Annotated in this window: 24 protein-coding genes and 1 pseudogene; 14 read left to right on the forward strand and 11 right to left on the reverse strand. The window is 67.2% G+C overall.

Translation table 11 applies throughout. The features are described 5' to 3' along the window. Positions 1-148 precede the first annotated feature (148 nt). The 5 genes from NFL01S_RS19800 to NFL01S_RS19820 all read left to right on the forward strand — a co-directional run bounded on the left by NFL01S_RS19800 (position 149) and on the right by NFL01S_RS19820 (position 3850). Positions 149-331 carry a hypothetical protein gene (locus NFL01S_RS19800; RefSeq protein WP_062977374.1) on the forward strand — a complete coding sequence of 61 codons (183 nt, stop codon included), beginning with the start codon at positions 149-151 and terminating at the stop codon, positions 329-331. Positions 332-444: 113 nt separating this feature from the next. Then, on the forward strand, positions 445-1242 hold the full coding sequence (locus NFL01S_RS19805) for a biotin--[acetyl-CoA-carboxylase] ligase (protein ID WP_245670796.1): 798 nt from the start codon (positions 445-447) through the stop codon (positions 1240-1242). Between the two features lie 65 nt (positions 1243-1307). Further along, entirely contained in the window at positions 1308-1820 is a 513-nt protein-coding gene (locus NFL01S_RS19810; protein WP_062977378.1) for a PH domain-containing protein, read from the forward strand. A 40-nt stretch (positions 1821-1860) separates the two neighbouring features. Continuing rightward, a complete protein-coding gene (locus NFL01S_RS19815; RefSeq protein ID WP_062977379.1) occupies positions 1861-2538 on the forward strand; it encodes a response regulator transcription factor in 678 nt (225 codons plus the stop codon). A gap of 1 nt (position 2539) precedes the next feature. Further along, positions 2540-3850 (forward strand): sensor histidine kinase, encoded by a 1311-nt coding sequence (locus NFL01S_RS19820; protein ID WP_062977381.1) that lies wholly within the window; start codon positions 2540-2542, stop codon positions 3848-3850. Between the two features lie 188 nt (positions 3851-4038). Here the strand turns inward: NFL01S_RS19820 and NFL01S_RS19825 are convergent, their stop codons facing one another. Continuing rightward, entirely contained in the window at positions 4039-4590 is a 552-nt protein-coding gene (locus tag NFL01S_RS19825) for a GtrA family protein (RefSeq protein ID WP_062977383.1), read from the reverse strand. 87 nt (positions 4591-4677) lie between these two features. Between NFL01S_RS19825 and NFL01S_RS19830 the strand changes: the two genes are divergently transcribed. The 4 genes from NFL01S_RS19830 to NFL01S_RS19845 all read left to right on the forward strand — a co-directional run bounded on the left by NFL01S_RS19830 (position 4678) and on the right by NFL01S_RS19845 (position 8805). Next, positions 4678-5850, forward strand: coding sequence for a 5-(carboxyamino)imidazole ribonucleotide synthase (locus NFL01S_RS19830; protein WP_084492934.1), 1173 nt, complete (start codon positions 4678-4680; stop codon positions 5848-5850). A 46-nt stretch (positions 5851-5896) separates the two neighbouring features. Further along, positions 5897-6370, forward strand: a complete 474-nt coding sequence (gene purE / locus NFL01S_RS19835; protein ID WP_062977583.1) for a 5-(carboxyamino)imidazole ribonucleotide mutase — start codon at positions 5897-5899, stop codon at positions 6368-6370. A gap of 457 nt (positions 6371-6827) precedes the next feature. Next, positions 6828-7526 carry a TetR family transcriptional regulator gene (locus NFL01S_RS19840; RefSeq protein WP_062977387.1) on the forward strand — a complete coding sequence of 233 codons (699 nt, stop codon included), beginning with the start codon at positions 6828-6830 and terminating at the stop codon, positions 7524-7526. 118 nt (positions 7527-7644) lie between these two features. Next, positions 7645-8805, forward strand: coding sequence for an acyl-CoA dehydrogenase (locus NFL01S_RS19845; RefSeq protein ID WP_062977389.1), 1161 nt, complete (start codon positions 7645-7647; stop codon positions 8803-8805). Between the two features lie 172 nt (positions 8806-8977). Here NFL01S_RS19845 and NFL01S_RS19850 read toward each other — a convergent pair whose 3' ends face one another. Next, positions 8978-9568, reverse strand: a complete 591-nt coding sequence (locus tag NFL01S_RS19850) for a TetR/AcrR family transcriptional regulator (RefSeq protein WP_062977391.1) — start codon at positions 9566-9568, stop codon at positions 8978-8980. Positions 9569-9657: 89 nt separating this feature from the next. Here NFL01S_RS19850 and NFL01S_RS19855 point away from each other — a divergent pair, with 89 nt between their 5' ends. Beyond that, complete coding sequence (locus NFL01S_RS19855; protein ID WP_062977393.1) at positions 9658-10062, forward strand: VOC family protein; 405 nt, start codon at positions 9658-9660, stop codon at positions 10060-10062. Between the two features lie 50 nt (positions 10063-10112). On the opposite strand, the gene NFL01S_RS37030 is transcribed toward NFL01S_RS19855, so the two are convergent. Both NFL01S_RS37030 and NFL01S_RS37035 read right to left on the reverse strand, forming a co-directional pair. Then, positions 10113-10727, reverse strand: a complete 615-nt coding sequence (locus tag NFL01S_RS37030) for an oxidoreductase (RefSeq protein WP_245670797.1) — start codon at positions 10725-10727, stop codon at positions 10113-10115. A gap of 43 nt (positions 10728-10770) precedes the next feature. Next, a pseudogene (locus NFL01S_RS37035) lies at positions 10771-11220 on the reverse strand (oxidoreductase); the annotation flags it as partial. A 79-nt stretch (positions 11221-11299) separates the two neighbouring features. On the opposite strand from NFL01S_RS37035, the gene NFL01S_RS19865 reads away from it, so the two are divergent. Next, positions 11300-11659, forward strand: coding sequence for a MerR family transcriptional regulator (locus NFL01S_RS19865; protein ID WP_062977395.1), 360 nt, complete (start codon positions 11300-11302; stop codon positions 11657-11659). 101 nt (positions 11660-11760) lie between these two features. Here NFL01S_RS19865 and NFL01S_RS19870 read toward each other — a convergent pair whose 3' ends face one another. Then, on the reverse strand, positions 11761-12228 hold the full coding sequence (locus tag NFL01S_RS19870; RefSeq protein WP_157116717.1) for a hypothetical protein: 468 nt from the start codon (positions 12226-12228) through the stop codon (positions 11761-11763). A 441-nt stretch (positions 12229-12669) separates the two neighbouring features. On the opposite strand from NFL01S_RS19870, the gene NFL01S_RS19875 reads away from it, so the two are divergent. Together NFL01S_RS19875 and cutA are read left to right on the forward strand one after the other, a co-directional pair. Then, entirely contained in the window at positions 12670-13500 is an 831-nt protein-coding gene (locus NFL01S_RS19875; RefSeq protein ID WP_062977399.1) for a sigma factor-like helix-turn-helix DNA-binding protein, read from the forward strand. Positions 13501-13825: 325 nt separating this feature from the next. Further along, entirely contained in the window at positions 13826-14149 is a 324-nt protein-coding gene (gene cutA / locus NFL01S_RS19880; protein ID WP_063916002.1) for a divalent-cation tolerance protein CutA, read from the forward strand. Positions 14150-14199: 50 nt separating this feature from the next. Here the strand turns inward: cutA and NFL01S_RS19885 are convergent, their stop codons facing one another. From NFL01S_RS19885 to NFL01S_RS19895, 3 genes are all read right to left on the reverse strand, one after another. After that, the gene (locus NFL01S_RS19885; RefSeq protein WP_062977403.1) at positions 14200-14487 is read right to left on the reverse strand and encodes a GNAT family N-acetyltransferase; all 288 of its coding nucleotides are present in this window, start codon (positions 14485-14487) and stop codon (positions 14200-14202) included. 91 nt (positions 14488-14578) lie between these two features. Then, the gene (locus tag NFL01S_RS19890; RefSeq protein WP_062977405.1) at positions 14579-15937 is read right to left on the reverse strand and encodes an FAD-binding oxidoreductase; all 1359 of its coding nucleotides are present in this window, start codon (positions 15935-15937) and stop codon (positions 14579-14581) included. Between the two features lie 499 nt (positions 15938-16436). Continuing rightward, a complete protein-coding gene (locus NFL01S_RS19895) occupies positions 16437-17414 on the reverse strand; it encodes an NAD(P)/FAD-dependent oxidoreductase (RefSeq protein WP_371851835.1) in 978 nt (325 codons plus the stop codon). A 213-nt stretch (positions 17415-17627) separates the two neighbouring features. Between NFL01S_RS19895 and NFL01S_RS19900 the strand changes: the two genes are divergently transcribed. Beyond that, positions 17628-18038, forward strand: coding sequence for a GtrA family protein (locus NFL01S_RS19900; RefSeq protein WP_245670798.1), 411 nt, complete (start codon positions 17628-17630; stop codon positions 18036-18038). Positions 18039-18220: 182 nt separating this feature from the next. Here the strand turns inward: NFL01S_RS19900 and NFL01S_RS19905 are convergent, their stop codons facing one another. From NFL01S_RS19905 to NFL01S_RS19915, 3 genes are read right to left on the reverse strand one after another with little or no spacing between them, the layout of a single operon-like run. Further along, entirely contained in the window at positions 18221-18862 is a 642-nt protein-coding gene (locus NFL01S_RS19905; protein WP_062977409.1) for a Type 1 glutamine amidotransferase-like domain-containing protein, read from the reverse strand. A gap of 1 nt (position 18863) precedes the next feature. Further along, complete coding sequence (locus NFL01S_RS19910; protein WP_062977411.1) at positions 18864-19700, reverse strand: maleylpyruvate isomerase family mycothiol-dependent enzyme; 837 nt, start codon at positions 19698-19700, stop codon at positions 18864-18866. A 52-nt stretch (positions 19701-19752) separates the two neighbouring features. Further along, entirely contained in the window at positions 19753-20211 is a 459-nt protein-coding gene (locus NFL01S_RS19915) for an HIT family protein (protein ID WP_062977413.1), read from the reverse strand. Positions 20212-20463: the final 252 nt, after the last annotated feature.

Below are 20463 nucleotides of genomic sequence, written 5' to 3' on the forward strand. Positions count from 1 at the left end.
GCAACGGTCGGGCTCCGCGGGAAGGACGCCGGTACCCCGCAGCTGTGCAGGCCTCCGGAGCGGGAAATTAAATCGCTTTCCCGGCACCTGTCGAGGCAATACCCTTGTAGCAGGCCGATTTTCGAGCCATGAGGGGTGGTGGACTGCTATGTGGCACTGGACAACCCGCACCGGACAGTATCCCGAAGCCGTGGCGTTCACGCGGCGAGTGACCGAGCCGGAACCGACGTTCACCGAACAGGTTCCCGAACCCGAATCCGAAACCGAAGAACCCGACCCCGAACCGATTCGGGGCCGAGTATCCGCCGAGGGCTTCGACCTCGCCGGATGACTACCGCGCACCCTGCTGTTCGGCCGAACGAACCGCGGTCTGTTCGGCCGAACAGACCGCGGCGCCGGAGGTGGCACCATGGCACCCGGCTATGACGCAGTACCCTGCCCCTGGTGGACAGGCCTCCGTTGGATACCGAACGTTTGCGGCAAGCGCTCACCGAAACCCCGGAACTGAAGTTCTTCACCGGGATAGAGGTGGTCGAATCGACCGGCTCCACCAACGCGGATCTACTCGCGCGGGCGGACGACCCGGAAGTCGATCGGGTAGTGCTGGTGGCAGAGGCTCAGGAGCAGGGCCGCGGCCGGCTGGCCCGGCCCTGGACCAGCCCGCCGCGCGCGCAGATCTCGCTCTCCCTGCTCGTCCGGACCGAGGGACTCGATCCCGAACTGCTCGGCTGGCTCCCGCTGCTCACCGGCATCGCGGTGGTCGATGCGCTGCGCTCGGTGACCGGTGTACCGGCGGCGCTGAAATGGCCCAACGATGTCCTTGTCGAGGGACGCAAAATCGCAGGCATCCTCACCGAAGCGGCCGCCGGGGGGCCGCGGCCGGCCGTGGTGATGGGGGTCGGTCTGAATGTGAGCCTCGATGCCGACGAACTGCCTGTCCCGCACGCGACTTCGCTCACTCTCTGCGATGTGCCCGATCCGGACCGCACGGCGCTGGTCCTGGCGCTGCTGACGGAATTCGCGAATCGATACACCGCCTGGCACGACGCGGACTGGGATACCGGCGATCTCGCCGCCGCCTATCGGGAACGCTGTGCGACGCTCGGTACCCCCGTGCGCGCGGAACTTCCGGGCGGCGGACTGCTCACCGGAATTGCCCGTGATATCGACTCTTCGGGCCGGTTGCTGATCGGTGAGGAAGCGGTCTCCGCCGGAGATATCACCCATCTGCGCCCGAGTTGATGCGGACTGCCCCGAAAACCCGCGTCGTCGGGAGCGACCCGGGACTTCGGCGGTAATGTGCGGTCATGGGATATCCGGAGGATGCGCTGGCGCCCGACGAGGAGCTGATCCTGCACACCCACCCCCATTGGAAGATGCTGTTGTGGCCCGTCGCCACGCTCATCGTCGCTACCGCGCTGGCCGGTTTCCTGGGTGGTCTGGTGTCGCGTACCACCGAGTCGACGACGCGCTCGGTGTTGCTGCTACTGATCCTGGCTCTCTGGCTGGCGGTGCTGGCGTGGCGGAGCGTGGGGCCGATCCTGGACTGGCGCTCGACGCATTTCATCGTCACCGACCGCCGGGTGCTGGTGCGTGAGGGGGTTCTCACCCACAGCGGTCTCGATATTCCGATGAGCCGTATTTCCAGTGTTCAGTTCCGGCACGGTCTGGTGGACCGGATGTTCCGGACCGGCGAGTTGATCATCGGTTCGTCCTCGGAGGAGCCGCTGGAATATTCGGATATACCGAACGTGGAACAGGTGCACGCACTGCTCTACCACCAGGTTTTCGAGGCCGCGCCGCGGCACGGCGGCTACTGAGGACGCGGTCCCGAGATCGCCGGACCGTAACCTTGTCCGCATGACCGCCGTATTGCTGGGCGAAGACGACGAGGCGATCGCCGCGCCACTGTCACGGGCGCTGGGCCGCGAAGGGTATTCGGTGACCGTGGAGAGCTTCGGTCCCGCGGTGCTGGACCGGGCGCTGGAGGGCCACCATGATCTGCTGATTCTCGACCTCGGACTGCCGGGAATGGACGGTCTGGAGGTCTGCCGGCAGGTCCGCGCCCGCGGCGCCGAAATGGCGGTGCTGATGCTCACCGCGCGCACCGACGAAGTCGATTTCGTCGTCGGCCTCGACGCCGGCGCCGACGACTATGTCGGTAAACCGTTCCGCCTGGCCGAACTGCTCGCCCGCGTGCGGGCCCTGCTACGGCGCAGCGGGATCGGCGACGACATCGTGGAGGTCGGCGGTATCCGGCTCGAACCGGCGGCTCGGCGGGTGCTGGTCAACGGAGTCGAAATCGGGTTGGCGAACAAGGAGTACGAGCTGCTCAAGGTGCTGATCGACCGGGCCGGTCAGGTGGTGTCGCGCGAAACCATCCTTCGTGAGGTGTGGGGGGATGCCGAACTCCGGGGGTCCAAAACCCTGGATATGCATATGTCCTGGTTACGTCGCAAAATCGGGGACGAGGGCCCGATGGCGGAGCGGCGGATCGTCACCGTGCGCGGTGTCGGTTTCCGGTTGAACACCGACTGACGTGCGGCGCCGGATCCTGCGGTCGATGCTGACCGTGCTGATGCTGACCACGGTGGTGCTCGGGATTCCGCTCACCTATACCGCCTGGCTGTGGGTCGAGGACATCACCCGTAACGATCTGCGCGGCCGGCTGGAACAGATCTCCACCGAGGTCATCGGACAGGAACGCGGCACCGGTGTGGTGCGCGGCGGTTTGGACCTGCGCACCGTCGGACCGCTGGTCCCGGCGGGCGGCCGCCTGACGATCGTGTATCCCTCGCCGGAGGACAACGCCGCGAAGGTGGAGATCGGTGCAGTCGCCGTCGACGACCCGCTGGTGGAATCGCTGTCCATGGGTACCGAGGGTTCCCTGCGACTCGAAGTTCCTGCCACGCCGATGAAGGCCCGGCAGCGACAGGCAGTGGCCGGAGTGGGGCTGGCGGTGGCACTGTCCCTCGGTGCGGCGATCACCGTCGCCATCGTCACCGCGCGGCGGGTCGCCGACCCGATCCGCGATGTGGCCGCCCGGGCCGCCCGGCTCACGATGGGCGATTTCCGTGCGGACCCGCGCCGGCACGGGATCGAGGAGCTGGACCGTGTCTCCGATGTGCTGGATTCGGCCACTGTGGAGATCGCCGGCCGGTTGCAGCGCGAGCATGCGCTGGTGGCCGATGTATCGCATCAACTGCGCAGCCGGCTCACCGCGGTGCGGTTGCGGCTCGACGAACTGTCCGCGCATTCCGATCCGGCCGTGGTACACGAGGCCGACGAAGCGATGGCGCAGGTCGACCGGCTCACCGAGGCCATCGACGATCTGGTCCGGGCCTCCCGGCACGAGGACGCCACCGACCGCGATCCGGTTCCGGTGATGGACGAACTACGCGGCATCGTCGCCGAGTGGACCCCTCCGTTCCGGGAAGCCGGGCGCACGCTCTCACTGACCGGTGACGAATCGCTGCGCGCCCCGATCACCGGTTCGCGGTTGCGGGAGGCGGTGACGGTACTGGTCGACAATGCGCTGATGCACGGCGGCGGGACCTGCATCGTCTCGGTGCGCACCGTTCGGCCGGGCCGGGATCGCGATCCGTTGGTGTGTGTCCAAGTGGCCGACGAGGGAGACGGGGTCAGCGACGAACTGGCGCCGCATATCTTCGATCGCGGCTTCTCCGGTGCCGGATCCACGGGTGTGGGGCTGGCGCTGGCGCGGGCGTTGATCGAGGCCGACGGGGGACGGCTGGAGTTGCAGCGACGCCGCCCCGCGCTGTTCGCGGTGTTCCTCGGTAAACCGCTCGCGGCGCGGATGGAGAGCCGGCGTGTCGGGGAACCGCGCTGACAATGCCCCTGGATATGCGGCACGCCCGGCCGGTTGCCGGGCGTGCCGGAACCGCGGGTGTGCACACCCGTACTGATCCCCGAGCCCGTTGATGCGCTGTTCGCGGGCCACACTGTCGCGGCCGGCCTGGTGGGCTGCCGACCTGGTGGGGCCGCCGGCGGCGCCCATCGATCCCGGCGGAGCCGAGGTCAGCGGCCGAGCGGCCGCCGGTGGTGTTCCTCTTCCACGTAGTCCTCGAGATCTTCCAGCATCTGATCGACCTCGTCCGGGAACACCCAGCGCCGCATCGCCCAGAACCGGAACGCCATCTGCAACAGATTGCCGATGATGTAGGCGCTGATGAAATCGGCGATGTTCTCCACCATGAAGCTGACCGTGGGCTGGTGCAGTTGGAAGGCGTAGCGGGAGATATAGAGGGGCAGCATGCTGAGCACGACGCCCACGCCGCTGACCGCGAAGAACAGCAGCGCCTCGTGATGGCGTTCCCGTCCGCCGCGGTTCTTGAACGACCATTCCCGATTGAGGATGTAGGAAGCGATCACCGCGATAACGCCGGCGATGATCTTGGCCGTGACAGGCTTCTCCTCCAGAACCGTCCACTTCAGGGAGTAGAAGATCCCGCTGTCGATGACGAACGTGGTGGCGCCGACGATCGCGAATTTGATCAGCTCACGATTCCGGAACGCAATATCCTGCAGGGGCTGCGGAAGGACGCGGACCACGTCGTCGACGATTGACACAAGGCCAGAGCATACCGCTAGGCACTGTTCGCGCAGGACGTGACAGTATTTACCGACGTGAATGCTCGTAGATTCGATCCCGCGGCAATGCCGACCGTCACCATGGTCGGCGGCGGCCAGCTGGCGCGGATGACGCATCAGGCGGCCATCGCATTGGGACAGCGGCTCCGGGTCCTCGCCGAGCGACCCGACGATCCGGCGGCGCAGGTCAGCCCCGATGTCGTCCTGGGCAGCCATACCGATCTGGACGCCCTGCGCCGCGCTGCCATCGGTTCGCACGCGCTGACCTTCGACCACGAACACGTGCCCACCGAACATCTCGAGGCGCTGGTCGCCGAGGGGGTCGCCGTGCTGCCGCCGCCGCAGGCGCTGCGCTACGCCCAGGACAAGCTGGCCATGCGTACCGAACTGTCCGCGCGCGGCCTGCCGGTTCCGCCGTTCGCCGTGGTCGAGACCGAGGCCGACGCCATCCGCTTCGGTGACGAACACGGCTGGCCCATCGTTCTCAAGGCGATCCGCGGCGGATACGACGGGCGTGGCGTATGGATGCCCGCCGACGCGGAGGAGGCGGCGAAGATCGCCGCCGAGCAGCTCGGTGCCGGGGTATCGCTGATGGCCGAGGTCCGGGTGGCGCTGAAGCGGGAACTGTCGGCGATGGTGGCCCGCTCGCCCTACAGTCAGGCGGCCACCTGGCCCGTGGTGGAAACCGTGCAGCGCAACGGCCAATGCGCCGTGGTGATCGCACCGGCCCCGGACCTGTCCGAGGACCTGGCCGCCGAGGCCGAAGAACTCGCGTTGCGGCTGGCCCGCGATCTCGGCGTGGTCGGGGCGATGGCGGTCGAACTGTTCGAGACCGAATCCGGTGAAATCCTGATCAACGAACTGGCTATGCGCCCGCACAACTCCGGGCACTGGGGGATGGACGGCGCCCGCACCGGGCAGTTCGAACAGCATCTGCGCGCGGTACTGGACTACCCGCTCGGTGATACCGCCCCGCTGGCGCCGGTGACCGTGATGGCGAATATTCTCGGTGCGCCCGAGGCGCCGGAAATGTCGATGGATGAGCGGTTGCATCACCTGTTCGCCCGGATGCCCGACGCGAAGGTGCATCTGTACGGCAAGGGCGAACGCCAGGATCGCAAGATCGGGCATGTGAACGTGCTGGGCGACGAGGTGGCCGCGGTGCGGGAACGAGCCGAGCGTGCGGCGCACTGGATGTCGCACGCGGTATGGACCGACGGATGGGATCCGCATGAGTGACGTGGTGGCAGGCAGTATCCCGGGTTCTCCCGCGGTCGGGTTGATCATGGGCAGTGATTCGGACTGGCCCACCATGGAGGCCGCCGCCGAGGCGCTGGCGGAATTCGGGATCCGGTTCGAGGTCGGCGTGGTGTCCGCGCACCGCACTCCGCAGCGCATGCTCGACTATGCGCGGGACGCCGCGGGGCGGGGTTTGAAGGTCCTCATCGCGGGTGCAGGCGGTGCCGCCCATCTGCCCGGCATGGTGGCTTCGGCAACTCCGCTGCCGGTAATCGGTGTGCCGGTCCCGCTGAAGTACCTCGACGGAATGGATTCGCTGCTGTCGATCGTGCAGATGCCTGCCGGGGTTCCGGTGGCCACCGTCTCCATCGGCGGTGCCCGCAACGCCGGCCTGCTCGCCGCGCGTATTCTCGGCGCAGCCGACCCCGCGTTGCGGGAGCGGATGGAACAGTTCCAGGCCGGTCTCGAGGCCATGGTCATGGAGAAAGACGAAGCGCTGCGCAAGCGTTTGCTGGGCTGAGTCTGCTGCGTCGCCGGGCACACGATCACGGTCGATTTCGTGGCCGCTCGTTTCGGCTGGTTCGCCCCCGATCCGGTTCGCGATGCCCGGCCCGCACCTCTCCTGCGCGGCCGCCGTCGGCGGAGTTCGTTCGTGTCGGCGGCTTATCGTCGACGGTCGCGGCGAGTGCTGCGCTGGTCCCGCATGGCAATCGCCGGGGCAATCGAGGTGGTGGCCTTCAGGACGGCCGCCGAAAGTATGCGGTCCATCGGACCCGCTGATCGGAGTGGGTCAGCACCTCGCTCGTGATCCTCGGCGGGGGTACGGGCGCGTGGTCGGCAGTGGGCGGTGACCTCCCGCGGCAGCCGCGCTGTTCAGGGCAGCGGATCGGGTTCTTCGAGCGCTCCGCTACCTTCTCCGCGCGGATGCGTGCCGACAACTCCGCGGATCTCCGGACTGCGCTCGATACGGTTGGCGTATGGAAAACGAGGAAACCGTCCGCCGGTCCGGCGGGGGCGAGTTGGTACGTTTCCGGCTCGGCGTGGTCGACGAGGCGCTACGCCTGTTCGCGGACCAGGGGTACGAGGCGACCTCGGTCGATGAGATCGCCGAGGCGGCCGGTATCTCACGGCGCACCTTCTTCCGCCAGTTCCGGTCCAAGGAGGATGTGATCTTCGCCGATCACGAAGCCCAGCTGGCCGCGGCGCGCGAGTTCCTGCAGCAGGCGCACGGGGATCCGTGGGAGGCGGTGTGTGAGGCCGTGGTGCAGGTTTTCGAGCGGTTCACCCGCTGGCGCGATATTGCCGAGCGCCGCTACCACGTGGTCCGTCGAGTGCCGGCGCTACGGGACCGCGAGATCGTGACGGTGTTCCGCTACGAGCGGTTGTTCACCGACTATCTACGGGAGCGGCTGCCCGATTCCCCGGACCTGGCGCGGGTGCAGTTCACGGCCGCGGTGACCGCGACCCACAACTATCTGTTACGCCGGATGGTCCGCGGGGAGTCGGCTGCCGGGTCCGCGGATCTTCGGGCCGAGCTCAGTACGATTCCGCGGGGTGACCGGCGCGTGTCCGGCGAAGACGAACTGGTGCTTGCGGTGTTCCGGCGCGATCTACCGGCCAGGCACGTGGCCGACTTGCTGCATCAGCGTCTCGGTGGTTTGGCGGAAACGGAGTGATTGACACTGAGTGCCATCACTCGCTCGGGTGCTAGTGATTTGCAGGCGGTATAGTGGCAGAAGATCTGACACCGAGTGCCGACGAGTGGCACCGCACCGGCAAACAGGAGTGAACCCTATGGCGGGAAACCCGGATTTCGATCTGTTCAAGCTGGAGGATTTCCACGACGAGTTGCGGTCTGCCATCCGCGCCCTCTGTGAAAAGGAGATCGCTCCGTACGCCAAGGACGTCGACGAGCACGCACGCTTCCCCGAAGAAGCGCTGACGGCACTCAATGCCGCGGGCTTCAATGCCGTCCACGTCCCGGAGGCCTACGGCGGCCAGGGCGCCGATTCCGTGGCGACCTGCATAGTCATCGAGGAAGTCGCCCGGGTGTGCGGTTCGTCGTCGCTGATCCCCGCCGTGAACAAACTCGGCACCATGGGCATGATCCTCAACGGCTCCGAGGAACTCAAGCAGAAGGTGCTGCCGGATATCGTCAACGGCGAGATGGCCTCCTATGCCCTGTCCGAGCGAGAGGCCGGTTCGGATGCCGCCGGGATGCGCACCCGCGCCCGGCAGGAGGGGGACGACTGGGTCCTCAACGGTTCCAAATGCTGGATCACCAACGGCGGCAAGTCGTCCTGGTACACGGTGATGGCCGTGACCGACCCGGACAAGGGTGCCAACGGTATCTCCGCGTTCCTGGTCCACAAGGACGACGAAGGTTTCGTGGTCGGCCCGCTCGAGCACAAACTCGGCATCAAGGGTTCCCCCACCGCCGAACTGTACTTCGAGAACTGCCGGATCCCCGGCGACCGCATCGTCGGCGAACCCGGCACCGGTTTCAAAACCGCCCTGCAGACCCTCGACCACACCCGCCCCACCATCGGCGCGCAGGCCGTCGGCCTGGCTCAGGGCGCCCTGGACGCCGCCTTGGCCTACACCAAGGACCGCAAACAGTTCGGCACCGCGATCGCCGACTTCCAGAACACGCAGTTCATGCTCGCCGATATGGCAATGAAGATCGAAGCCGCGCGCTTGATGGTCTACACCTCCGCTGCGCGCGCCGAACGCGGCGAGAAGAACCTGGGTTTCATCTCGGCGGCCGCCAAATGCTTCGCCTCGGATGTGGCGATGGAGGTCACCACGAACGCGGTCCAACTGTTCGGCGGCGCCGGTTACACCACCGATTTCCCGGTGGAGCGGATGATGCGCGACGCCAAGATCACCCAGATCTACGAGGGCACCAACCAGATCCAGCGGGTTGTCATGTCCCGCGCCCTGCTCAAGGGGTAGGTCCAGCGAGTTCTGACAAGGCCGGCGGCCTGGGGATTGTTCCCCGGCCGCCGGTGGTGTTTCGGTGCTGGTTCGACGCCGGTGGTGTTTCGGTGCTGGTTCGACGCCGGTGGTGTTTCGGTGCTGGTTCGACGCCGGTGGTGTTTCGGTGCCGGGCGGCCGGTAGGGACGGTTACCGGACGGGGAGTGCGTCGAGGATCCGGCGTAGCGCGGTGAGGGTGTCGGCGAGTGCTTCTGGTCCGGTGCCGGAGGCGAGCCACAGGGCCGCCTCGTTCATGGCTCCGGATAGTAGGTGGCTGAGCGGCTGGACAGGCTGCGGCGGGATGACGCCCTCGTCGATCAGCGATGTCAATGCGTCGGCGAGATGTCGGGCGGAGGTGGCCTCGTCCATCGCGCGCCACTCCTGCCAGCCGAGTACGGCGGGGCCGTCGATCAACATTATCCGCTGGATCTCGGGGGTGGCGCAGGTGGTGAGGAATGCTTCGCATCCGGCGACGAGTTGATCCCACGGGGCGGGGCGGGCGTCCGCCGCGGCGGCGACCCGGTCGGCGACCTCGGACTGAACGTCGGCGAGAACTGCGCGGAACACCTCGGGTTTGCCGGCGAACTGGTGGTAGAGCGCACCCTTGGTGACTCCGGCCGCCGCGACTATATCGGCGATGGTCACAGCGGCGTAGCCGTTGTCGGCGAAGAGCCGTCTACTCTCTCGTAGCAGCGTACGGCGTGTTTCTTCGCGTTGCTGGACTCGTACTGAACCGGCCATCCCCGTCCTTCTGTTGACATACCGTTGGTATGCGATCTAGCTTAGTTCGCATACCAACGGTATGTGAACCGATCGGGCATGGAGGAAGAATGACACTCAGCAGCTGTTATCCCGTACTGGCCACGCCCCGGATCGCGGCGGCACGCGATTTCTACACACGTTGGTTCGGATTCGAGGTCATCTTCGAAGCGGACTGGTACGTCAGCCTGCGACGCACGGAAGGTGAGCGTTTCTACGAACTCGCGCTGCTCGACCCGGAACACCCCACCCTCCCCGCGGGGTACCGCAAGCCGGTGCAGGGCCTGCTGCTGAACTTCGAGGTCGACGATGTCGACGCCGAGTGGGAGCGGCTCGTGGTTCAGGGGGGACTGCCACCCGAACTCGAGATCCGTTCGGAGGATTTCGGTCAGCGGCACTTCATCCTGGCCGCCCCCGATGGGGTCCTTGTGGATGTCATCACCGAAATACCGCCCGTCGGTGAGTACGCCGAATAGCTCGGTCCGCACATCTGGCCGGTGGACTTGCCGGTCCGCGGAACTGCTTGTCAGGCCGTGTACTGGTACGCGGGGTAGGTGAGGTAGCCCGAATTGCCGCCCTGGAAGTAGGTTTCCTCGTCGGCGGGGGTGAGCGGGAGTGCGTTGCGTAGCCGCTCGACGAGGTCGGGGTTGGCGAGGAAAGCGCGGCCGAAACTGATGAGGTCGGCACCTGCGTGGAGCCGGCGGCCGGCATCGGCCGGACCCGTGGGGGTCGGACTCGAGGGGTGTACCGGGTTCATGATGAGCGTGCCCGGCCAGGCCCGGCGGAGGTCGAGTAGTACTTCGTCGTCGATGGTGGCCTCCAGGTGGATATAGGCGACGCCGAGCGGGGCAAGTTCGCGCAGTAGCGCGCGATACAGCCCGGCCGTATCGCTTTCCTGTACGCCCCGGAGTCCGCCGCCCGGCGAGAGGCGGATACCGGTTCGTGCGCCGCCGACGGCCGCAACGGTCGCGGCGACCGATTCGACGGCGAATCGGATGCGGTTCGGGATCGAACCGCCGTAGCGATCGGTACGCAGGTTGGCGTTGGACGAGAGGAACTGCGAGATCAGATAGCCGTTCGCGCCGTGCAATTCCACACCGTCGAACCCGGCCTCGACCGCGCGGGCGGGCCGCTGCGGCATACGATTCGGCCTGTTCCGGAATTTCGGCGGTGTCCAGGGCGCGGGGGACCGGGGCGGTGAGCCGGCCGGAGGGTGCGAAAACTCCACCGACGGCCGGTACGGCCGAGGGGCCGACCGGCTGCATACCGGTGGTGTCAGGGTGGGAGACGCGTCCGCCGTGCATGATCTGCGCGAAGATCCGTCCGCCGTTGGTGTGCACGGCCGCGGTGACCGGACGCCATGAAGCGACCTGTTCGTCCGTGTACAGGCCCGGTGTTCCCGGATTGGATCGGCCGACCGGGTCGGGTTGCACACCTTCGGTGACGATCAGCCCGGCGGTCGCGCGCTGGGTGTAGTACGTGGCCATCGCGGTTGTCGCCAGGCCGCCCGCCGCGGCGCGGACCCGGGACATCGGGGTCATCACCACGCGATTGGGCAGGGGCAGGTCGCCGAGCCGGTACCTGTCGAAAAGGGTTGTCACTTTCGGGGCTCCTTCGGGTCCATCGCGTCGCATCTCGGACGTGTGGGTTACCGTAAAACCTCACGTCTGTGTCAGAGGCAAGGCCAGTGGTTCGAGTCACACGGAGGTCGAGGTGCGGATCGGTGAGCTGGCGGCACGAACCGGGGTCAGTGTCCGGTCGCTGCGCTACTACGAAGAGCAGGGGTTGCTGGCCAGTGCGCGCAGCCCCAGCGGGCAGCGGCACTACACGCCCGAACACGTGGCGCGGGTCGAATTCATCCAGCGCATGTACGCCGCGGGCCTTTCCAGCCGCACTGTCGCCGAAGTCCTGCCCTGCGTCGAATCGCCGAGCGAGGAGACCTCCGATGCGGCGCTGGAGCGACTGGCGCAGGAACGCGAACGCCTCTCGGCACATATCGATGAGCTGATCCGGACGCGGGACGTGCTCGACCAGCTCATGATCGTGAACCGGGCGCATCGCGCGACCCTGTAGACCCGTGACGCATCGTTGTGGTGTTCAGGACGCCGTCTCGCGCCGACCGGTTGTGACGAGCGAATCCCGGTTTGCTCGTCGTCCGTGTGGGCCGGTCGGTTTCAGTCGGACCGCGGACCGGAAACGAACAGCGGTGGTGCGATCCCCACAGGCGCGATCCGGGTACCCGACCACGGGCATCGGGTGTCGTTATCGCGCGGGTGGTCGCAGATATGGTGATCGTGGACGGCGACCCGGGGACCGGGGCACAGTCCTGGGCACGAGAGGGAGACCACCGGGCCGGTGAGGTGTTTGCGGGTGAACAGACGCAGGTGGCGGAGTTTGATCCATGGGCCCCGCCCGCAGGCGCAGCGCGGTCGATCGGTGACTTTTGTTCCGATCCAGGGGCATTCGCCGGGTACGTTTCGCCAGTGGTCGGCTATCCGGCCGTCTTCGACGGTGGTGCCGTGCAGGCAATGAAGCGTTTCCGGACACCGGAAACGGCCGGAGGTGGCTGTCGTGCGCAGCATTCCGCGGTGAATCCAGGGTTCGTTTCCGCAGCGGCACAACGGTTCTGCCAAATATGTCATCGGTTGTGTCCTGTGCGGTCAGTGGGTGTTGCCGGGGGGACGGGCAGGTGTGTGGCGCTGCTTGCCGTTTCGGATGGCGCCGTGTTGCCGGTCGTGTGATGTGGAGGGCCGGGTAGTGCGCGTAGTCCGGCGGCCACGCGGGTCAGGATTGCCGCGTCGGTGCATTCGCCGAGTCGCCACAGCCGCAGTGTGGCCGCTATGGCGCGGTTGGCGGGGGTTCTCGTGGGCAAGCGGGGACGATCATGGTTCATCGGGTGACCTCGTATGTTCATGGATTCGTCGGAGCCGGCATACCGGGAATCGGCGTACGGGCGGTCATGCCGTGATTTATGCTTCCTAAACCGGTGAAACGGGGTGTGCCGCAGAATGTTTAGCGGGGGTAAACCGAGATGTTACGTCGACCCGCTGATGCGGTCAAGCCGGTATCTCTAGACTCAGGGCGTGGGTGGCACAAGCGAGTTCGAGCACGTCCGTTCCGAGCCCGATCCGATACAGCGCGGGCGGCGGGCGACCGAACTGATCACGCTCTACCAGCAGCGGGCCGCCGAACTGGCGCGCCTGCGTAAAGAGGCGATCGAAGAGGCCCACCGAAAAGGGCTGAACTACACCGAGATCGCGGAACTCCTCGGAATCACCAAGGGCCGGATCAGTCAGATCAAGTCGGGCGCGCCACCGGCCGAGCGCGCCTTCTTCGGCGTCGGGCCCGTTGCGGTCGGGATTCCCCGGAGGGAGGTAGGCGAGGGCGGTACGGCAGACGTCTTCGATGCGAGTGATCGAGCAGCTCGATCGCTTGTCGAGAAGGTGCTTGCACGCCTGTCTCTCGCCTCGTCGCGGTTCGAAATAGAACCTGACGCCGCGGAGGTGCCACCCGGGGACACGGTGGTGATCTGCGCTCCCGGCTCGGCGCCGGTGGCACAGCAGCTGATGACGGAGGACGACACGCTGAAACTCGAAAAGGTCGACGGCGAATGGTATCTCGTCGAGAAGGCCACCGGACGCCGGTACACCTCGCCCGCCACCGCGGATCCCGCAGACCGTGCCGATATCGGGTTTCTCGGTCGTCGCGAGGAGGACGGCCGGGTCATCGTCCACATTGCGGGTATGACAAGTATGGGGTCGCACGGGGTGGCGCATTGGCTGGACAGCAACGTGTCCGGGCTGTACGAGCCGTCGGTCCGGTCGGCCAGTGCCGTTGTCGAAAGCGACGTAGAGGCGGGCACGTCGGTCGTCGACAGTCGAGTTGTCGCAGGTCCGTTCGTTACGCGGGAGTGACCCATCGGCGGGCGCGACGGGGTGACGAACACGCTGGAAACGAGCTATACCGAAGCAGATGCCGTAGTCGACCGGGGCCTCACACTTTTTCCGGCGATGTTTCGCCATCCCCACCACCTCCTTCCTGGGCGCGGAGTGAGGACCTGGTCCTCCGCCCCTCGGAATGAGGTGGGCGCACAGTACATAAACGCTCCGACGGGCCGTAAATCGCTGGTGCCAGGCGGTTTTCGCTGGAGACAGGTCCAGGTGGCAGCGTCGGCGGGCGGCTGTCGTTCGGAGTGGGCTCACCGCGCGCGACTCGCGACGCTGGTGGATCATGTACGCCGTGAGCGATAGCGATCTTGTGGACGTCACCATCAGTGGACCCGACGAAGAATGGCTGGCGGAGTTCACCCGGCGGCTTGTAACCGACCGGTTGGCGGCGTGCGGGAATATCCACCCGGAGGTCCGGTCCATCTACCGGTGGGAAGGAGAGGTGGAAGACGCGTCGGAAGCCGTGGTGGTGCTGCATACCCGGGCATCGCACGTCGACGCGATCATCGAACGCGCCAATTCCGAGCATCCCGACGAGGTGCCGCAGGTTGTCGCGGTGCCGGTGACCGGTGTGAACCCCGCATACGGGGAATGGATACTGGCCGAGACCAGCTGATCAGCTCTCACCGCCGGCCGTGCGGAACGGATCTGTCGGCCGGTGCCGCCTCAGCGGTGGACGAGATCGGCGTACTCCGGATGTTTGCCGATGTATTCGTCCACGTACCAGCAGGTGGCGGTGACCGAACAGCCTGCCGCCCGGCTCTCGTCGAGGGCGTACTTCACCACCTGTGCGGCCACACCGCGCCCCCGGAACTCGGGGAAAGTGATCGTGTGGTGAAAGTTGCGGACCTTCGGGCTCTCGGATTCCGCGTAGTCGGCATAGCCGGCCAAGGAGCCGTCGAGGTAGATCTCGAAACGGGTATCGGCGGGATTGTGTCGGAGTTCGGTGCTCACCCTTGTTGGAACGGCCGCCCGTACCGGGTTTGTTCCGGACCGCGGCGATCGGGCCGCGTGCCCGGCAGATCGCCGTGCGATCCGCTGGTGTTCAGAGGACCGCGCCGGGATTGAGGATGCCGTGCGGGTCGAGCGCGTCCTTGATCCGGCGGGTCAGCGCCATCACATCGGGGCCGAGCTGATCGGGTAGCCAGGCCTTCTTCAACCGCCCGACTCCGTGTTCGCCGGTGATGGTGCCGTCGAGCGTGAGGGCCAGGTCCATGATCTCGCCGAACGCGCGGTGCGCACGTTCGGTTTCGCCGGCGTCGTCGGGGTCGTGGACGATCAGCGGGTGGGTGTTTCCGTCGCCGGCGTGCGCGATCACCGACACCGTGACATCGTTGCGCCGGGCGATCTCGGCGACACCGGTGACCAGGTCACCGAGCCGGGGTAGCGGCACCCCGACATCTTCGAGCAGGAGCCGGCCGATCCGCTCGACCGCCGGGATCGCGAAACGGCGGGCCGCGGTGAACGCCTCGGCCTCCTCGGCGTCGGCGGTTTCGAAGACCTCGGTCGCGCCCGCGGCCCGGCAGGCCTCAACCATCACCCGGGCCTCCTGGGCGGCGTGCTCGCCGGGGGCGTCGGACCGGGCGACCAGTAGCGCCGCGGCGCCGCGATCGAGCCCCATCCGCATCTCGTCTTCCACCGCGTTGATTGCGACGGAGTCCATGAATTCCAGCATCGCTGGGCGCAGCGCGCCGGTGATGGCGAGGATGGCCTCCGTGGCTGCGGTGAGCGTCGCGAAGGAGGCGACGACGGTGCATTGCGCGGGCTGGGCAGGCAGTAGGCGCAGGGTGAGTTCGGTGATCACGCCTAGCGTGCCCTCGCTGCCGACGAACATCTTGGTCAGCGCCAGCCCCGCCGAATCCTTCAACCGCGGCCCGCCCAGCCGCACTACGCTGCCATCGGCCAGTACGACTTCCATCCCGAGTATGTAGTCGGTGGTCACGCCGTATTTCACGCAGCACAGTCCGCCCGCGTTGGTGGCGGCATTACCGCCGATGGAACAGATCTCGAAGGAAGAAGGGTCCGGCGGATACCACAGCCCGTGCTCCGCCGCTGCCCGCTTCACCTCGGCGTTGAGCAGTCCGGGCTGGACCACGGCGGTCCGGGTGACCGGGTCGATCCGGATATCGCGCATCCGCTCCGTGCTCAGTACGATCCCGCCGTCGAGTGCGGTCGCCCCACCGGAAAGGCCCGAACCGGCACCACGCGGAACCACCGGAACCCGGTGATCGTCGGCCCAGCGCAGGGTTTCGCGCACATCGGCGGTTCCGGTCGCCCGGACCACGGCGACCGGTGTGCCGGCGCCGGGGTCCAGTGCCCGGTCCTGCCGGTATCCGGCGACGATATCGGGGTCGGTGATCACGGCACCGGCGGGCAGCCGGTCGGTCAATGCGCGCAGGTCCACGATGTCACGGTAGCGCCGAGCCGCGCATCATCGTGGTGGATGGTCCGAGATCGTGGTGGACGGTCCGAGCGCGGAACCGCGACCGGCTGTGGCAGCGCCGCCGGCCGGCCTGTCGGTCCGACCGGGCTGTCGGTCCGATTCGAACGCCGTCGACGTCCGGGCTCCACGAGGTGTGCAGGGGCCGGCTGGGCTCGTCTTCGGTGCCCGCGGAGACCGACTATGCCGGACCCGAGGGCGGAGCTGCGCGGCGCCGCACCAGGCCGGTCGCCGGGACCACCGACCCCGGCGGTATCCCGCGGCGGTCACCGAACGCCTGCGCGCCACCCGCGACCGCGGCGGTCGCTGGACCCACCGGGGCGGGAATCCGGCGACGCGGCCCCGATGTATCCGGCTGTCAGGGGCTGTGCCGCCGTGCCCGCGGCGCCGTGCTCAGTGCCCGCCGCCGTGCTCCGTGACCCGAGGTCCGGTCGCGAGCCGGATATCGCCGGGGCCGGCCGGATCAGGAGGCCCGGGCGTCGACTGCCGCGCGGATCTCCTCTTCGACCAGGTCCGCATTTATCTGCGCCCCGGCCATTGCGCCTGCTGCTGCGGCGGCGCCGACCTGTGCGGAGATATCGGTGACATTGCCTGCCGCCCATACTCCGGGGACCTCGGTGCGGCCGGTCGGGTCGGCCGGAATGTAGCGGCCGGCGCCGGTCGGGTGGGCGATCGCAGGCAAGCCCAGATCGCCGAGGAAACCGGCCCGCGCGACCATCCGTGTTCCGACAGCGACCACATTCCGGGCGACGACCGTGCCGTCGGCGAGGCGCAGCCCGGTGATCCCTTCGCCGTCTGTCTCGACGGCGGTGACTTTCCCGGTCACCACCCGAATACCCCGCGCCGCCAGCCGTTCGCCGTCTTCGGCGGTGAGCTCGGGGCCGTCGTGGGTGAAGAAAACGATATCGTCGCTGAGCTGGCGGAACAATTGCACCTGGTGCATCGCCATCGGGCCGGTGGCCAGCAGGCCGATCGCACGGTCGCGGACCTCCCAGCCGTGGCAGTAGGGGCAGTGCACGACATCGCGACCCCAGCGTTCGCGGAGGCCGGTGATATCCGGGAGTTCGTCGGTCAGTCCCGTGGTGACCAGCAGTCGCCGGGCCCGGACGCTGCGCCCGTCGGCCAGCTCGATCGTGAATCCGTGTTCCGTTCGGGTGGCCCCGGTGATTTCTCCGGAGACCACGTGCCCGCCGTAGCTGCGTACTTCCGCTCGGCCGCGCGCCAGCAGTTCCGCGGGTGGCATCCCGTCGCGGCCCAGCAGCCCGTGCACCCCGTCGGCGGGCGCGTTGCGGGGTTCGCCCGCGTCGATCACTGCTACTGTTCGCCTCGAACGCGCCAGCATCAGTGCTCCGTTCAGCCCGGCCGCCCCGCCACCGGCCACCACCACGTCGTAGTCGTTGTCCAGCGAATCGTTCGCCAGTTGTTCGGTCACCTCGACCACCTCCTCGGCACCGACTATCCAGAGCTCCGGCAATATCGGCAAGTAAATTTGCCGAAACGACAAACTGTTGAGTATGCCTCCGAACGGCCAGGAGCTCGTGGTTTGCCGCGTGCTCACCTCTCCGTCACCTGTCCCTGCGACGCTGGCCGCGTGCAGGAGGCGGCGACGGAAGCTGAAACGTGGGCGAGCCGGTTCGCCCGGTGGTGTGCGGCGGTGGTCACGCGACTGCCCTGGGGGCTCGACCGGATCGTCCCGCCGACCTTCCTCGGTTTCGCAGTGATCAACAGCTTCACCTTCGGTGTCGACCTGCTGATCCTGACGGGTATGCGCAGCGGGCTCGGCCTGCCGGGCTGGTTGTCGGTGACGGTCGGCTATATCTGCGCTTTCGCGCTGGCGTTCTACCTCAATCGCACCCTGAACTTCCGGTCCCAGGCGCCGGCCGGACGGCAAGCGGTCGTCTACACCGTCGTGGTGGTGATCAACTACCTGGCGTTCATTCTGGGGGTGGGAGCGGGGCTCGCGGCGCTGGGTGTGCAATACCACCTCTCACGCCTGCTGGCGGGTGCGTGTGAAGCCGTATACATGTACTCCGCTATGCGCTGGATAGTCTTTCGCCGCAGCTGATTTCGTTATGGGCGTACGCATCGCATGCTGATCCGAAGTATTCGGCTTCTGCTGGTTGGGCGGCCGTCGGCTCGGGCCTGGCAAGCGGTCGTCATGTTGCGTGCCGATGAGGGAAGGGAGGGGCCCTCGCCGCCGGTGTTCGGAGGCGCGCGTGCCGGTGAAGGCAGCAAAGTCGATTCGAATCAGCTCGTGTAAGAACGTATTTCGGTGCCGTTTCGAACGATGACATCGGCATCGGTGAGTGCCCAGTGCGGGGTGGCGTCGGCACGCAGGCGAGCCGCGAGGGCATCGCTCGTGCCGTCGGGATCGGTGGGGGAGTCGAGGTGCGCAACGATCGGCCGGTCGATCAACCCGAGTCCCTCCCATATCGGTTCGATACCGCAGGTCGGTGCCACTTCCCCCGGATCATCGGAGGCTTCCAGGCCGTGCAGATGCGGTCCCAGCAGGCAGGCGCCCGCGCTGTAACCCGCGTACAGGAGGGCATCCGCGGCGAGCAGATCCGGGATCACCGTGTCCGCACCGCTGCGGGCGAATTGGGCACGCAGTACGAAGGTATTGCCGCCGCGCACCCAGAGCGCCGGAAACCGGGACAGGGTCCGGCGCAATTCGGCCGGGCGGCCGATGTATTCGCGCAGGTCCACCTCGTGCGGTGTGAAGCCCGAGTTCCGTAGCGGCACCAGCTCGCTGGTCACCGCCGCCGCGCGTGCGCCGGGCCAGGAATCGCAGGCATTGGCGATCACCGCGATCGGGCCTGGAGTACCGGCGAGTTCGGCGAACACATCGTAGTGTTCGCCGAACCGGTAACTGGCCAGGAAAAGTCGCATCTCAGATCGTGAACGCCAAGTTCCGGGCCAACTGCCGCCCCAGTTCGGTGTCGCCTTCGAAAGTAATGCGGTCCAAGCTGGTTTCGGGGTCGACGCGTCCGCCGCCGAGCCGCACCAGCAGACCCGAATCCAGTTCCAGTGTCACCGTGGCACCCCGGCCGGGAGTGCTCACGTAGGCGGCCCGGTCGCCGACCTCGATATGCAGCGTACGGGCGAGGGGACCGGTCAACCGGAGGGTGATCAGTGAACCGGACGGTGCTCCACCGCGTTTCGCGAGTACCCGGGGCAGCGACTGCGCGAACTCCGTGAACGCGCACTCGCCGCGTGCGCCGCCCTCGTCGACCCGCTCGCCCAGCGCATCGGCGATATCGAGTTCGTGCATCCAGCAGTCGAACAATCGGACTCGCATGAACCGCGCGTAGGGCACCTCGCCTACCGGAGACTGCGAGGGTGCCGACCATGCCCGATCGTCCATGGCGGACAATGCTTTCCGGCGCCGGTCGATCACCTCGTGATACATCCGCAGCAGTTCCGCACCCGACAGTGGCCGCAACCGCTGCAACCAGATCTCGTTCAGTGCCCCGATATCGTTGCGGACGTGCGGCAATGTTTTGACGTCGATATCGGGTGCCTGCGCAGCACGTGCCGGCGGCTCATCGCCGAGCAGTAGCGATTCGGTGCCGATGATATGGCCTATCACATCGAAAACCGTCCAGCCGGGCAGCGGTGACGGTATCCGCCACCGGTCCTCGTCGAGCCCGCCGACCAGGTCGGTCAGGGCATCGAACTGGTCGGACAGCAGCCGGACGAGTTCGGGGCGGTCGGGGAGATCGGACATGGGCGGTGCCTTCCGTGGGCTGGCGGTCGGTCGGTTCGGTGTGGAAACCGGTTCAGCCGGTATCGGTATCGGGATCGGTAGCTGCGGTATCGAGGGCGGCCAAACCGGAGCGAATCGCGGCCGCGACCCGCTCCGGTTCGTGCGAGCGGCGCAGTACCAGGCCGGACGCGAACCGGAACTTGTCGCCGTGTGTGCGGGGCAGTACATGCAGGTGCACGTGGCCGACCGTCTGGAATGCTGCCTTGCCGTCGTTGATCAGCAGGTTCGCGCCGTCGGCGGCGAATGCCGGACCCTGTACCGCCCGCGCGATCCGATGCCCGACCCGGAAGAGTTCGGCACCGGTTTCCGCGTCGAGTCCGGACAGGTCGGTGGCGTGGCTCTTGGGGATCACCAGGGTGTGCCCGCGGGCGATCGGCCGGATATCGAGAAACGCGCAGACGGTGTCGTCTTCGAAGACCCGGTGGGCCGGCGCGGCACCCGCCACGATCAGGCAGAAAACGCATTCGCTCACAGGGCGACTCTACGGCGTACGGCCCGGCCGGACCCGATGGCCTGGTGGAATTAGCAAACTTTTCAGACCCGCCGGAACGGTTCTGCGGTTACCCGCCCCGAACAGCATTTACCAATGTGAAGATGACCGCCCCTGGGGTATGGATGTGACGGGCATCTCAGCTAATCTCACTCCCGTCGATGTACGGTGGCGAGGATTTCGGGCGGGGTGTTCACGAACACCCCGCCCGGCGCCGTAATCGGCGGCCGGAGA

Origin of the sequence: Nocardia flavorosea NBRC 108225 (assembly GCF_001613385.1) — a bacterium.
Taxonomy (GTDB): domain Bacteria; phylum Actinomycetota; class Actinomycetes; order Mycobacteriales; family Mycobacteriaceae; genus Nocardia; species Nocardia flavorosea.